This is a genomic window from Roseibium sp. (assembly GCF_965229775.1).
Lineage (GTDB): Bacteria > Pseudomonadota > Alphaproteobacteria > Rhizobiales > Stappiaceae > Roseibium.
In genome coordinates, this window is sequence record NZ_OZ245929.1 from 1,476,202 (window position 1) to 1,489,268 (window position 13,067).

At 58.3% G+C, this 13,067-nt stretch carries 13 protein-coding genes, 1 tRNA gene and 1 pseudogene; 3 read left to right on the plus strand and 12 right to left on the minus strand.

The genetic code is table 11. The features are described 5' to 3' along the window. Positions 1–227: 227 nt before the first annotated feature. Positions 228–304: transfer RNA gene (locus ACO07N_RS06595), tRNA-Arg, on the plus strand. Between the two features lie 332 nt (positions 305–636). Here ACO07N_RS06595 and ACO07N_RS06600 read toward each other — a convergent pair. After that, a complete protein-coding gene (locus ACO07N_RS06600; RefSeq protein ID WP_421980260.1) occupies positions 637–2,286 on the minus strand; it encodes a pentapeptide repeat-containing protein in 1,650 nt (549 codons plus the stop codon). Positions 2,287–2,926: 640 nt separating this feature from the next. On the opposite strand from ACO07N_RS06600, the gene ACO07N_RS06605 reads away from it, so the two are divergent. Next, on the plus strand, positions 2,927–3,262 hold the full coding sequence (locus ACO07N_RS06605) for a hypothetical protein (RefSeq protein WP_421980261.1): 336 nt from the start codon (positions 2,927–2,929) through the stop codon (positions 3,260–3,262). A 162-nt stretch (positions 3,263–3,424) separates the two neighbouring features. Here ACO07N_RS06605 and ACO07N_RS06610 read toward each other — a convergent pair whose 3' ends face one another. The 3 genes and pseudogenes from ACO07N_RS06610 to ACO07N_RS06620 all read right to left on the minus strand — a co-directional run bounded on the left by ACO07N_RS06610 (position 3,425) and on the right by ACO07N_RS06620 (position 5,085). Beyond that, on the minus strand, positions 3,425–3,571 hold the full coding sequence (locus tag ACO07N_RS06610; RefSeq protein ID WP_421984513.1) for a hypothetical protein: 147 nt from the start codon (positions 3,569–3,571) through the stop codon (positions 3,425–3,427). Between the two features lie 51 nt (positions 3,572–3,622). Then, a pseudogene (locus ACO07N_RS06615) lies at positions 3,623–3,798 on the minus strand (integrase core domain-containing protein); the annotation flags it as partial. Positions 3,799–4,116: 318 nt separating this feature from the next. Continuing rightward, positions 4,117–5,085 (minus strand): SMP-30/gluconolactonase/LRE family protein, encoded by a 969-nt coding sequence (locus tag ACO07N_RS06620; protein ID WP_421980262.1) that lies wholly within the window; start codon positions 5,083–5,085, stop codon positions 4,117–4,119. Between the two features lie 251 nt (positions 5,086–5,336). On the opposite strand from ACO07N_RS06620, the gene ACO07N_RS06625 reads away from it, so the two are divergent. Continuing rightward, positions 5,337–6,488 (plus strand): CaiB/BaiF CoA transferase family protein, encoded by a 1,152-nt coding sequence (locus tag ACO07N_RS06625; RefSeq protein ID WP_421984388.1) that lies wholly within the window; start codon positions 5,337–5,339, stop codon positions 6,486–6,488. 3 nt (positions 6,489–6,491) lie between these two features. On the opposite strand, the gene ACO07N_RS06630 is transcribed toward ACO07N_RS06625, so the two are convergent. The 8 genes from ACO07N_RS06630 to ACO07N_RS06665 form a co-directional block, all read right to left on the minus strand. Further along, positions 6,492–7,016 (minus strand): MaoC family dehydratase, encoded by a 525-nt coding sequence (locus ACO07N_RS06630; RefSeq protein WP_421980263.1) that lies wholly within the window; start codon positions 7,014–7,016, stop codon positions 6,492–6,494. A 72-nt stretch (positions 7,017–7,088) separates the two neighbouring features. Beyond that, complete coding sequence (locus ACO07N_RS06635) at positions 7,089–7,541, minus strand: MaoC family dehydratase (protein WP_421980264.1); 453 nt, start codon at positions 7,539–7,541, stop codon at positions 7,089–7,091. Continuing rightward, on the minus strand, positions 7,538–8,593 hold the full coding sequence (locus tag ACO07N_RS06640) for a Gfo/Idh/MocA family protein (protein ID WP_421980265.1): 1,056 nt from the start codon (positions 8,591–8,593) through the stop codon (positions 7,538–7,540). Before ACO07N_RS06640 ends, ACO07N_RS06635 begins: the two co-directional genes overlap by 4 nt. Before the next feature lie 63 nt (positions 8,594–8,656). Next, a complete protein-coding gene (locus ACO07N_RS06645; protein WP_421980266.1) occupies positions 8,657–8,986 on the minus strand; it encodes an L-rhamnose mutarotase in 330 nt (109 codons plus the stop codon). Positions 8,987–8,995: 9 nt separating this feature from the next. Beyond that, positions 8,996–10,108 carry a mandelate racemase/muconate lactonizing enzyme family protein gene (locus ACO07N_RS06650; protein ID WP_421980267.1) on the minus strand — a complete coding sequence of 371 codons (1,113 nt, stop codon included), beginning with the start codon at positions 10,106–10,108 and terminating at the stop codon, positions 8,996–8,998. 3 nt (positions 10,109–10,111) lie between these two features. Then, complete coding sequence (locus ACO07N_RS06655) at positions 10,112–11,200, minus strand: ABC transporter ATP-binding protein (RefSeq protein WP_421980268.1); 1,089 nt, start codon at positions 11,198–11,200, stop codon at positions 10,112–10,114. A gap of 6 nt (positions 11,201–11,206) precedes the next feature. Next, the gene (locus tag ACO07N_RS06660; RefSeq protein WP_421980269.1) at positions 11,207–12,073 is read right to left on the minus strand and encodes a carbohydrate ABC transporter permease; all 867 of its coding nucleotides are present in this window, start codon (positions 12,071–12,073) and stop codon (positions 11,207–11,209) included. 3 nt (positions 12,074–12,076) lie between these two features. Then, positions 12,077–12,973 (minus strand): sugar ABC transporter permease, encoded by an 897-nt coding sequence (locus ACO07N_RS06665; protein ID WP_319384663.1) that lies wholly within the window; start codon positions 12,971–12,973, stop codon positions 12,077–12,079. Positions 12,974–13,067 lie beyond the last annotated feature (94 nt).

A 13,067-nucleotide genomic window follows, 5' to 3' on the forward strand; every position in this document is an offset into this window, starting at 1 on the left:
TCTGGAACGCTATTGGCCACAATCCCTTCTGACATCGGGCACAGTCTGCACCCTGCAACGCCTTGCTCCTGTTGCTAAGCACCGAATAAGGCAAGCCCGAGACAAGGACGTGAAACGGCGCCTGCATGCGGCCGTTAACCTGCCTTGTGCGCAACAATGCCGACTTTCGCCCCGGACCATCTCCGGGCTCGCAAAGTCTGTCAAATCATGCTAATCGACCCTCTACCGGCCCCGTAGCTCAGCAGGATAGAGCATCAGATTCCTAATCTGAGGGTCACAGGTTCGAATCCTGTCGGGGTCACCACCAGTTCTGATGTTGTTAAAGAAATTACCCAAGCTTGTATGGGTGTGCGGAAGGTGTGTGAAACTTCTCTTGTGTGGCGCGCAAGTTGGTTTGGCAAATATTCAAAATTTTGTTTGGCTTTCTACTTTCTTCCATTTCCCACGCACATTTCGGTAGCAACAAATTTGGCGCTATCCGATTTAAGTTTCTTGAAAACCACGACTTGTTCGGTGAACAAGTCAACGCATTTCTCGAACTCAGTTGGTCTCAGATAGAGCGCCCCTGCAACCAGTGTAGCACCGGTCAGGATTGAAACCGGAACCAGAAATCTAGTCATTCGATGTTCCCATGGTTTAGCTGCCTCCTAAAAATTTGAGGATCGTATCAAGGATTTTTTCGATACTATCTTTCAAAGCTTCAGCATGATCCTTCAGAGTCTCAGCGGCTTCAGAATCCGTGAGAACTTTTGGAAGAACACTTTTACTAATAGACGCAATATACCCACCGATAGATTTCAACGCAGATCGCCAGATCGGTAAACTTTTCTCTCTCGTTTTGATATTCGGATTGTCTGCCTTCTCCAAACCTTCAGCGATATCTCGATTGTCTTTGTCTATTTCTTCTATCGCCCGATCAGTCAATATGTCCTGGGTATTTGGATCTAGTACAAGTTGTTCAATCTGTATCGACAGTTGGCGCATAATATCAATGTCGGACTCCGATATCCTGATCTCCGGGGCTTGTGGCTTGGGCGTTTTGGCATCCGAGAATTTCTCCAGGAATTTTCGTAACTTCCGAATTGTCATAATGAGAACGGTCAATTCGTCATCGAAACCACGCCATGCTCCCTTATCATCATCATCACGTCTTCGTTGCAGCAATTCGATCAGCCGCTCCCAGGTGTACCAGTTCTCATCTTTCTCTCTGGCACTAAGCAAAGCGCTGTTCGTCGTTGTCAAAACCATCCTGTTGGTCTGAGGTGAATATTCACCCCATAGACCGGGAAGGCTTTCACAATGACGAGCAATTTCCTCGAATATTTTCTGTAATTCCGATGGATCATTGACTTCCGGAATTCCTCCTGGAGGAGTATCGGTAACATCAATCTTTTCACCAGCAAGTATCGCACTGCGCGGACCCGTCGCAGCCAATTGCGATATTATATCTTCCCGAGAAGGAGACCATTCCGACCAATGCTCTGGATGCACCAGATCTTCCGGCAAGAGGACTCCGGTATCACCGTCCATCGTATTGAGCTGTTTCTGGGTGAATTGGATGGCACCGGAGAGGTCAGTTCTGATGTCATCAGAGTCCCCCCTCACCGTCCTAACATTCGCTTCCTTCAGATCCGCACTCCTCAGATCCGCCCACGCCAGATCCGCCCACGCCAGATCCGCGTTCCTCAAATTCGCTTCCCTCAGAAGTGCTCCCTCCAGATTCGCTACTGTCAGATACGCTCCCCTCAGATCCGCTCTCCTCAGATCCGCACTCATCAGATCCACTCGATACAGTTTCGCTTCACTTAGATCCGCACTCATCAGATTCGCTCGATACAGTTTCGCTTCCCTCAGATCCGCCCACGCCAGATTCGCTTTACTTAAATCCGCTCCACTCAGATCCGCTTTCTCCAGTTGCGCTCCCCTCAGTTGCGCTCTCGTCAGATCCGCTCCCCTCAGATCCGCTTTCTCCAGTTTCGCTTCCTTCAGATCCGCACTCGTCAGATCCGCTTTCTCCAGTTTCGCTACTGTCAGATCCGCTCCCCTCAGATTCGCACTCATCAGATCCGCTCGATACAGTTTCGCTTCCCTCAGATCCGCCCACGCCAGATTCGCTTTACTTAAATCCGCCCTCTCCAACCTCGATTTGCTTAGGTTCGCCCCCTTCAGGTTCGCTCTCGTCAGATCCGCTCCACTCAGATCCGGTACAAAAGGATCTTCTTCACGGCGGCGGTTCCACGATTCCACGCCTTCGCGCAGCCACTTTAGATGTTCGGGATTTGCCATTGTGGTCTCAATTATGGTGGAGGGAAATTTGCCTAAAGAGTGTGAGCATCCATCTCGTCTGCGAATGCAGTTTCAGGGGTTTTAACAGTCCGCCGATGCTGCGAAATTCGAACTGCCGTTTGATGCTTTCGGGGAGTTCTTGAGGGCCGCCTTCATGAAGTATGGTGCGATGATGACGAGGCTGGAGCACTTGCTCACGCTGTCGGCGAAAGTCCGGAAAACCTCTTTCCCGGTTTTGACGTCATCAATCGCAATATCGAGAAAGTGGAGATAGCCTTCTGTCCTGGTACTCCCTGAGACGCAGCCCGGCAGCAAAAGCGAAACAGCAAGAAAATGAAAAGTCGGGTCAAGTCAGCACTCCGGATCGTGAAACAGGTCTGTCCCATTATTGCTAACCGCCAACAGCGTCAGCCATTACCCCCGTTTGCGAATCCGAAGTCTCCCGCACTTTCTTTAAAGCTGCCAAATTGAGCTAGACAACCTTATGGCGAGTCGCTCATAAAGCCCTTGCAACTCACGATGAAGCGGGCGCGTTGGTTGCCTGATGCTGCCGGGACGGGCACAGGTTTTGGCGATCAGGCTCGCCGTCCGGACTTCGGTCCGGACCTTTCGTCAAGGTGGCCTACGTAGGAGACGGGTAATGCTGAGCAAGGAAATATTGCAGATACTACGCGTTGAAACCCGAGATGCGTCCTCCCTCGACGCGAACGCCCTTGCAAAGAACTCAGTTGCGCATGTGCTTAACGCGCTCAATTCGGTCGATGCTGATGAAGCCTGCCGAATTGCAAGCAAACATGTGAATGTAAAGTGTCAAAGGCTTGCCATACTACTCATCCGCTATCCATATCCAAACGATGCGCAAAAGCGTGTAATGGAGGACCATCGTTCCGAGGCGCTGGCAGCGATCGATAAGCTAGAGTCTGAATTCGAGCGATGCGGCCCGTCCGGCAAGGTCACTGCACTCGGTATAGACTGACACTTGCTCACTCCTTCGTCTCCACTTCAATCAGGGTGCTCCAGCCTTCTTCCGGAACAACCTTGTGCGTAACGGCCGAGGCGATCCAGAGGTTGCTTTCGATTGTCGCTTCGAAGCCGGACAAAGTCTGATGACCTTCGGAAACTCAGCGTGGATAGATAATCACCGCTCTTCGAACACCATTGCACCGAGGTCTGCTTTATCTGCGGCCTTTAGAGCAAGTTTCCGGCGATTTGCACTTCTGGTATAGATTTCGGTCGCCCTGGGGTCCTTGTGCCGGAGGATCGCCATGATTTTGATCAGTCCCACCTGAGTGCTCCGATTTGATTGATAGTGCATGACTGCGCTTTGGTCTATCCGGATGAGGGTTTCTGGTGCCGGCAGTCGGTAGCCCAAGGCGCTATGTGGCGCTTGGTATTGTGATGTTTCCTCCATTGTTCAATCAGGATTTGTGCTTCCTTCAGGCTATGGAAGGTTTCTCCGCCAAGCAGTTCATCCCGAAAGCGGGCGTTGAAGCTCTCGCAGTATCCGATTTCGACAGCCTTCAAACGCGAGTTCGGCATCCCTCCCGGTATCTGGCGGAAAGACCGCCTCAACGGTGCCATGCACGAGGTAGGAAGCGCCTAGTGCGGTGAATTTGAAGTTCGCATCATTGCTGCAGCAGTCTGCGAAGCGAACTTTAAATTCGTAAACCGCACGGGGCCTTGCCCCCGTCTGCGGAAAGGGCATCCGGCACCGGCCCGAACAGCAGGGCGGCGGCAAGGCAGGACTTCGCAAGTGTGGCACACAGGCCATTGAAACAGTCCATTTTCCCTCTCCTGCTTTATTCATGTTCCATGCCTATACTGCTGTTGTCAGCCGCCCTTCACCCCGGCGACATTGACGTAAAGCGCATAGACCGAGTGGCTCGCAGCCATGAAGAGGCGGCTGTTCGCGCGCCCGCCGAAACACAGGTTTGCACAGCGCTCGGGAAGTGCGATGCGTCCGATCGGCGTGCCGTCCGGTGAAAAGATCATGACCCCGTCAAGATCCGCCGATCCCATTCCCCAGCCGCACCACAGGTTGCCTTCGACATCGACGCGGAAGCCGTCCGGCGTCCCGGGCCCGGCATCGATCAGGATACGTTTGCCCGAGATCGACCTGCCATCCGCCGCAACATCATACTCGAGAATTTTCCGGCTCGGCACGCCGCGGGATTCGACGATGTAGAGCTTGCTCTCATCCGGCGAAAAAGCCAGCCCGTTGGGTCCGAGGATATCATCGGCGACAATCGACGCCTCCCCTGTCTCCGGATCGAGGCGGTAAACATTCTGGCCGAGTTCGGGTTCCGACCTGTGACCTTCGTAATTGCCCAGGATGCCGAAGGGAGGATCGGAGAACCACACTGATCCATCCGATTTCACGACGACATCGTTGGGAGAATTCAGGCGCTTGCCCTCGAAACGGTCGATCAGGACCGTGACCGTGCCGTCATATTCCGTGCGCGTGACCCGCCGGCCACCATGCTCGCACGTGATCAGGCGTCCCTGTCGGTCCCGTGTCTGGCCGTTGGCGAATGTCGACGGCTCGCGATAGGCCGACACCGCCCCGGTGACCTCGTCCCAGCGCAGGATCCGGTTGTTCGGGATATCGCTCCACAGAAGGTAGCGGCCATCGCCGAACCACACAGGCCCTTCATTCCAGCGGCAGCCCGTGGCAAGCCTCTCGACACCGGCAAGCGGCAGTTTCAGTGCGTCGAAACGCGGGTCCAGCGAAATGACGGAGGGATCGGGGTAGCGCGTCGACGGCGTCCAGCCGCCCCCCTGGTTGTTGTCGTTTGACATTCTTTCACACACTCTCGCGCGACGGATGGATCACTTTGCTCAGGTCATCGGCCCCCGGTTGAGCGGAACCGGCCGTTCCTGAGCCACTGACATTCTGCGCAGGACTTGCCACCGCCCGCAACCACGGAGCCTCAAGCGCGTGTTCGGAGAAGCGCATCGGCGCCGCCGCGCGTATCCGGTTCAGTCGCCGGCAAGCTTGAAGCGGCGCGCGACCTGATATATTGGTATATAAAAAAAAGTTTCATATACGGATCACTTGGGAGCCAGACGTCATGAAACCGCTGGAAGGATTGCGTGTCCTCGATTTCGCTCAGTTCCTGGCTGGTCCGATGGCAGCGCTCCGGCTCGCGGACCTTGGGGCGGAGGTAGTCAAGATCGAGCGGCCCGGCGTCGGCGACCTGTGCAGATCGCTGGTGATCTCCGATCAGAAGGTCGGCCCGGACAGCCTGCTGTTTCATACGATCAACAGGAACAAGGCGAGCGTTGCCGCCGACCTGAAGAATCCGGAAGACCTCGCCGGGATCAAGGATCTCCTGAGCACCGCGGATGTGATGATCCACAATTTCCGGCCGGGCGTGATGGAACGGATCGGCCTGGGATGGGAAGATGTCCGCAAAAGCAATCCCAAGCTTGTCTACGGTGCCGTCACCGGTTACGGCACGACCGGCCCCTGGGTCAAGAAACCCGGGCAGGATCTTCTCGTCCAGTCGCTGAGCGGCATGGCATGGCTGTCGGGAAACAGCGACGATCCGCCGGTGCCCGCCGGCTTTGCGGTTCTCGACATCACCTGCGGCAATCACCTGGTCCAGGGCATCATGGCAGCCCTGCTCCGGCGCGAAAAGACCGGCAGGGGCGGTCTTGTCGAGGTCGACCTGATGTCCTCGGCAATCGACATGCAGTTCGAGCTCTTCACGGCCTTCCTCAATGGTGACGGGGCCATGTCGGAACGCAGCGCCGTCGCCAACGCGAACGCTTCCGTCGGTGCGCCTTACGGGATCTACGCCTGCAAGGACGGTTACATCGCCATTGCCATGGCCCCCATCGCGAAACTGGCGGAGCTTCTGGAGTGCCCGGCCCTGGTGCCCTTCTCCGATCCCGGCCGCGCCTTTTCGCAACGGGACGAAATCAAGTCCGTGCTCCGCGATTTTCTGCGAGAGGGCGATGTCGGCGACTGGCTGGAGAGGCTGGAGCCTGCCGACATCTGGTGCGCCCGCGTGCTCGACTGGCCGGAGCTGATCGAAACGGAAGGCTTCGTGGCGCTTGATGCCGTTCAGACCGTCACGGCCCCCGACGGCACAGCGATCAGAACGACCCGCTGCCCGATCCGCATGGACGGACAGGTGATGACATCAAGTGTGGGCGGACCGGCACTTGGCGCGGATACCGCGTTTTATCTGGATTGAGCCTCAGGCAGCGCCGGATTTGGTTTCCGGGGTGAAATTCTCCGGGTGGCGATACTTCACGGTCTGCAGGTGCTCAGCATAGAGCGCCAGTTCGCCCTTGTTCTTGTAGACCTGATAGGACACCTTCACGAGCCCCATCTCTTCGTATTTCGGGCGTTTTTCCAGGTTTGTCCGCACCGTGTAGATCGTGTCTCCGATGAAGACCGGCTTGATGAAACGCAGCTTGTCGTAGCCGTAGGAAAACGTGTTGACGTTGTTGTGCGCCATCAGTCCGAGACCGTAGCTGAACACCATCGCGCCGGCGACCAGACGACGGTTGAACACCCCCTCTTCGGACGCGAAGATCTCGTCGGCGACGTAAGGGTGATTGTCCATGACAAGGCTGTTGAACAGCATTGCCTCTCCTTCGGAAATGGTCCGGCGGATGGAGCGCCACTTGTCGCCAACCACGAAATCCTCGTAGAGCCAGGTTTCCACGTTGAACAGCTTTGCATCGTCGTGCTCGTCGTCATAGCGCAGGTCACTCATGGCTTTCCTCCCTCCAGGATTGACGGATCATTTCGAACGGGTGCCGGCAAGGTATTGGCATGACTACGTTTTTCACCCTTCCCCGCGCATCTGCACCAGGTAGATATGCTCGGCGAACAGGACGGTTTCGTCCCTCTGGTTCAGGACCTCGCATTTTTCAAAGACCTGCCCCATGCCCTCCCGCTTCGGGTCCGGGAACTTCCGGTCGATCGTCAGACGCGTGCGGATCGTGTCGTTGATATGAACCGGCCTTATGAAACGCAGCCGGTCATAGCCGTAGGAAAAAGCGACGGGATTGATGGCGCTCGCCGTCAGTCCGATACCGATGGAAAACACCATGGTGCCGTGGGCGATCCGCTGGCCGAAGTCCTGCTTTGCGCACCATTCGGCATCCATGTGGTGGGGAAAGAAGTCTCCCGTATGCCCGGCATGAACGACAAAGTCCGTTTCCGTGATCGTCCGCCCGAAGGTCTCGCGCACATGCCCGATCTCGTAGTCCTCGTAGTAGATTTCCTGAATGTTCATTGGGGCTTCCTCGCAATCGGCGTGGCGGGCGCGGCGCTGCTTTCATAGGCGGCTTCGACAAGGGCCATCGTGTGCCAGGCATCCTCGACGCTGCTGACCAGGTTTCCTTCCTCTCCGGTGGCGACGCGCTGAAGCTGGCTCATCCGGCTCGTGAACGCATCCGGAAACCAGCTGCCGTCGAGCGCGATGCTCTGCCAGCCCTCACCCGTGTTGATTTCAAGAATGTCCGGCTCTCCCTTCGGATAGTCGAGGTTGACGCCGAGCTGCAGGTAGGCGGCGCCTTTCGTGCCGCAGATCCGGAATTCGCAGGCCTGGTGTTTGCGCCCGAACGCGTGATTGTGGTTGATCGACAGCGCGCACCGGACCCTGTCTCCATAGTCCAGGATTGCGGCGGTGCGGGTCTGGGCAATCCTGGACGAGGGATGTCCCATCGATTTGGCGTGCACGCCCGACGGATTGCCGAGCAGACCGCGGATGAAATCAAGGTAGTGAATCGAATGCAGGCTGATTTCGACGCGCGGCAGCGGTTCGAGAAACTTCCACAGACCCCAGGGCGTATCGAGTGCAAGCCAGGCATCGAAATCGACGATGTCGCCGAGGACACCCTTGGCCACCGCGTCCTGCAGGGCGAGCATCATCGGCGCAAAGCGCAGCTGAAAATTCACCGCGGCCAGAAGATCGCGGTCCCTGCAGATCTTCAGGATTCGCGTCGCACCGGCGAGATCGCTGCCCATCGGCTTCTGGATCAGCACCGCGGAGCCCGGCGGCAGGATGGCGAGAATGTCCGCATGCGCATCGGGCGGTGTCGCAAGATCAAAGACCGCGTCCGCATGGCCGGCCGCTTCCTCCGGGCTTGAAAAGGCGGCGATCCCGTGTGCCTGCGCGACCGCCCGTGCTTTTTCCAGGTCCGGGTCGTAGACCCCCGCGACGGGATATGCGGCATTGGCATAGGCCGGCAGGTGCGCGTCCGTCACGATGGACCCCGCCCCGAAAATGACGATCGGTTTCGGATTGGCCGCCCGTGGCCAATGCTGTTGCAGATCCTCGAACATCTTGTCTCCAGAGCCTTTCGTTGCCTGCATCGGGAGCCGGCCGCACCCGAGTCTGAAAAGGTGCTAGTCCAGGTGGAAGACCTCTTCCATCATGGCCCACCATTCCCCGTCCTTCCGGGTGTCCAGCGGTTTCTGGCAGGGCATGCAGACATCCCACCAGCGCTGCGTTTCCGGGTCGGCGGCCATTTTCGCCGCGTCGGCCGCAAAGTCCTCTCCGTGATATTCCCAGTAACCGAAAAGAACGTTTTCCGGTTCTTTCAGGAAGATCGAATAGTTGCGGATGTTGCAATCGGAGATCATCTTCAGGACACCGGGCCAGACATCCGCGTGCAACCGCTTGTATTCGGAGACCTTTTCCTGCTCCAGGCCGATCATCATTCCCATTCTTTGCATGACACGCTCCTATTGCGAGAAATCGGCATCGAACGGCGTGATCCGGGCCGCGGCCAGTTTGTCCTCGTCCCAGTCGATTCCGAGACCCGGTGTGTTTGACGGAATGGCACTGCCGGCCTCCATGCGCATCGTTGATGCGGTGAGACTGTCGAGTTGCGGGATGTATTCAAGCCAGGGCGCATTGGGGATCGCGCAGACGAGGCTGACATGAAGCTCCATCAGGAAATGCGGGCAGACCGGAACGTTGTGGGCCTCCGCCAGATGGGCAACCTTCATCCAGGGCGTGATGCCGCCGATCCGCGCAACATCGGCCTGGACGATGCCGGCCGCGCCGTTGACCAGGTAATCCTTGAACTGGCTGAGGGAATAGAGGCTTTCCCCCACCGCGATCGGTACGGATGTATGGGCCGCCAGCCGCGCATGCTCCATGACATCGTCCGCCGGCATCGGTTCCTCGAACCAGCCGATATTGAACTCCTCCAGGATCCGGGCCCGGCGGGTCGCCTCCGCGCGCGAAAAGCACTGGTTCGCGTCGACCATGATCTCGTAGGCATCGCCCACCGCCTCGCGCACGGCCTTGAGGCGCGCGCGGTCCTCGCTCAGATGCGGCCTGCCGATCTTGATCTTCGAACCGGCAAATCCCATCGCCTGGGCCGACAGCGCATCGTCCACCAGGGCCTGTGTCTCGATATGAAGCCAGCCGCCTTCGGTCGTGTACATCGGAACGCGGTCCTTCGCCCCGCCGAGCATGCGCCAGAGCGGCAGCCGCGCACGCTTGCAGCGCAGGTCCCAGAGCGCCGTGTCGATCGCCGCAAGCGCGAGAGACGTGATGGCGCCGACCGCCGTCGCATGCGTCGAGAACAGGAGATCGCGCCAGATCCGTTCGATCTCCTCGGCTTCCCGGCCGATCAGCTGCGGCGCGAGTGTGTGGCGCAGCAGCGCCATGACAGCCGGCCCACCCTGGCCGATCGTATAGCTGTAGCCGCGCCCCGAGACACCGTCGGAATCGGTGATCTCGACAAAGGGCGTCTCCTGACTGACGAAGCTCTGTATGGCATCGACCCGCTTCACCTTCGGTTTCAGGTCGGCCATGTAGATGCGGACATTTCTGATCTCGGCCATGTCTTACCTCAGCGACTGCTGGCTATTCGCGTCAAACAGGTGACAGCGGGTCAGGTCCAGTTGAAAGCGCAGCTCTTCACCGTCCGCCACAGGGCGCGGATTCAGCATCTTCGCCTGAACTTCCTTTCCGGCAAGCGATCCGAACAGCAGCGTTTCCGTGCCGAGCGGCTCGGACAGATCCACCTTCATGTCGAACTCGGTGAAGCCGCCTTCCATAGGCATTGCGTGCCCGCTCGGCATCAGATTGTCCGAACGGAACCCGAGAATCACCTCCTGGCCATTCGAGACCTTGCCTGCGAAAGGGTCAGGCACGGCAATCTGCGGACCGCCTTCGATGGCGATCCCGCCGTCCTTGATCACCCCGCCGAGGAGGTTCATCGGTGGCGACCCGATAAACGTTGCGACAAAGGTGTTCGCCGGTGTCTCGAACACCTGAAGAGGCGTTCCGACCTGTTCGATATGGCCATCGCGCATGATCACGATCCGGTCGGCCAGCGTCATCGCTTCCACCTGGTCGTGCGTGACATAGACGATCGTCGATTTGACCTTCTGGTGCAGCTTCTTGATTTCGGTGCGCATCTGCGTGCGCAGCTTCGCGTCGAGGTTCGACAAGGGTTCGTCAAACAGGAACACGTCCGGATGCCGCACGATGGCTCGTCCCATCGCCACTCGCTGACGCTGGCCGCCGGACAGCGCTCCCGGTTTCCGGTCCATGTAGTCCGACAGGCTCAAGATCTGCGCCGCCGCATCGACGGCCCGGTCGATTTCCTCCTGCGGCCGCTTCGCGATCTTGAGCGAGAAGCCGAGGTTTTCGCGCACGGTCATATGCGGATAAAGGGCATAGTTCTGAAACACCATCGAGATGTTGCGGTTGCGCGGCGGCAGATCGTTCACCACCCGCTCGCCGATGGATATTTCGCCGTCCGAGATGGCTTCCAGACCGGCGATCATCCGCAGCGTCGTCGATTTGCCGCATCCCGACGGCCCGACCAGAACGACGAACTCGTTGTCGTCGATCTCCAGGTCGATGCCGTGAACGACCTGCAATGCGCCGTATTTCTTGACAACCTTCCGCAGGTTTACTTTCGCCATTCTGTCTTATCCTTTGACGCCGCCGAAGGTCAGGCCGGCAATAAGGTGTTTCTGGACAAGGAAGGTGAGGATCAGTGCCGGTATGATCATCAGCACCGCGAGCGCGCACATCCCTCCCCAGTTGATGGTGAACTCGCTGGTGAAATCCCGAAGGCCCACCGGCATGGTCTTGGAAAAGGTCGACCGGGTCAGCTGGCTGGCCAGTGCATATTCGTTCCAGCTGGTGAGGAAGGCGAATATGCCGGCCGATGCGACACCTGCACGAGCCACCGGAAACTCCACCTTCCAGAACGCCTGCCAGCGCGTGCACCCGTCGATTTCCGCCGCTTCGGCAAGTTCGACCGGCACCTGGCGGAAAAACCCGTCGATCAGCCAGATCGTGAACGGTACGTTCAGGGCCACATAGACCAGGATCAGTCCCATATGCGTGTCGATCAGCCCCGTCTTCGCCATGACGATGAAGAGCGGCAGGGACAGGGAAACGCCCGGCACCGCCCGCGTCAGCATCAGGCCGATGAAGATGGATGCCTTGCCCTTGAACCGGTAGCGGGCAAAGGCATACCCCCCGGCCATGCCGACCAAGATCGCGATCAGTGTCGAGGTGACCGAAATGATCAGGGAGTTGGTGAAATACTGCAGCACCGGCACGCCGCCCTCGCCGACCGCACCGAACATCGCCCGGTAATTGTCGAGGTTGAGGTCGCCGGGCACCCAGACGGGCGGCTTGGCCATGATCTCGACGGTCGGACGGAAGGAGTTGAGAACCACCCACAGGCCCGGGACGCAGATGATGGCCATAGCGATGAACAGCGTCACGAAGTGCAGCACCTTCAGAAGGCGGGCCCGGATCCGGTATTGAAGATTTTCATTCATGTCTCAGCCCGCCATGCCAAGTTCGCTCCGCGCGGCATTCAGCTTGCGGAAGAAGTAGATGGTGAAGAAGATCGCGAGGAAGATGGAGATGTAGCCCATGGCATTGGCGTAGCCCATCTTGGCATCGACATAGCCGGTCCGGCCGATCAGGGTCCAGAGCAGCTCGGTCCTGCGCGCAGGCCCGCCATTCGTCATGATCTGCACGATATCGTAGGCACGTGCGACGTCGAGTGACCGGATCGCCAGCGCGATGTAGATGAACGGCATGATGTAGGGCAGCGTAATGTGCCGGAAGCTCTGCCAGGGCGTGCAGCCGTCGACCTTCGCCGCCTCGATCGGATCCCGCGGCACCGCGAACAGGCCTGCCAGGATCAGGATCGCGAAGACCGAGGTCGACGACCACATTTCGGCAACCAGGATCGAGAAGAAGGCAAGTTGCCCATCCACCAGCCAGGGGATCGCGACGTTGGAGAGCCCGAGCGACTGCAGGGCGTTGTTCACGAGGCCGACATTGTCGTTGAAGATGAACTTGAACTGGAACCCGACAAGGATCGGCGAGAACATCATCGGGAACATCATGATCGTGCGCAGCGTGCGCTGGCCGTAGGTGACCTTGTTGACGAGCAATGCCAGGCCGAGTCCCATCAGCATTTCAAGGTTGAGGGCAATGGTCAGGAGCAGAATGGTCCTTCCGAACGCGGCCCAGAAATGCGCGCTCTCGATCGCCTTTTCGTAGTTGTAGGTGCCGATCCACTTGTACAGCGTCTCCGGACGCGTCAGCCGGTAGGGCGTGAAACTGGAGTAAAGCGACAGCAGCAGCGGGATCAGAACGACTGCCGAAAGGATGATGATCGCGGGCAGCAGCAGAACGAACCAGGGCGGTGGCCGGAAGCGTGACATTGCTTGCGTCCTTGAAAACAGGGAATTTCAGTGGAACCTGGATGCCGGGCCGGGCCCGGATACGACCGGGGGACGGATCCCCCGGTCAATTGGC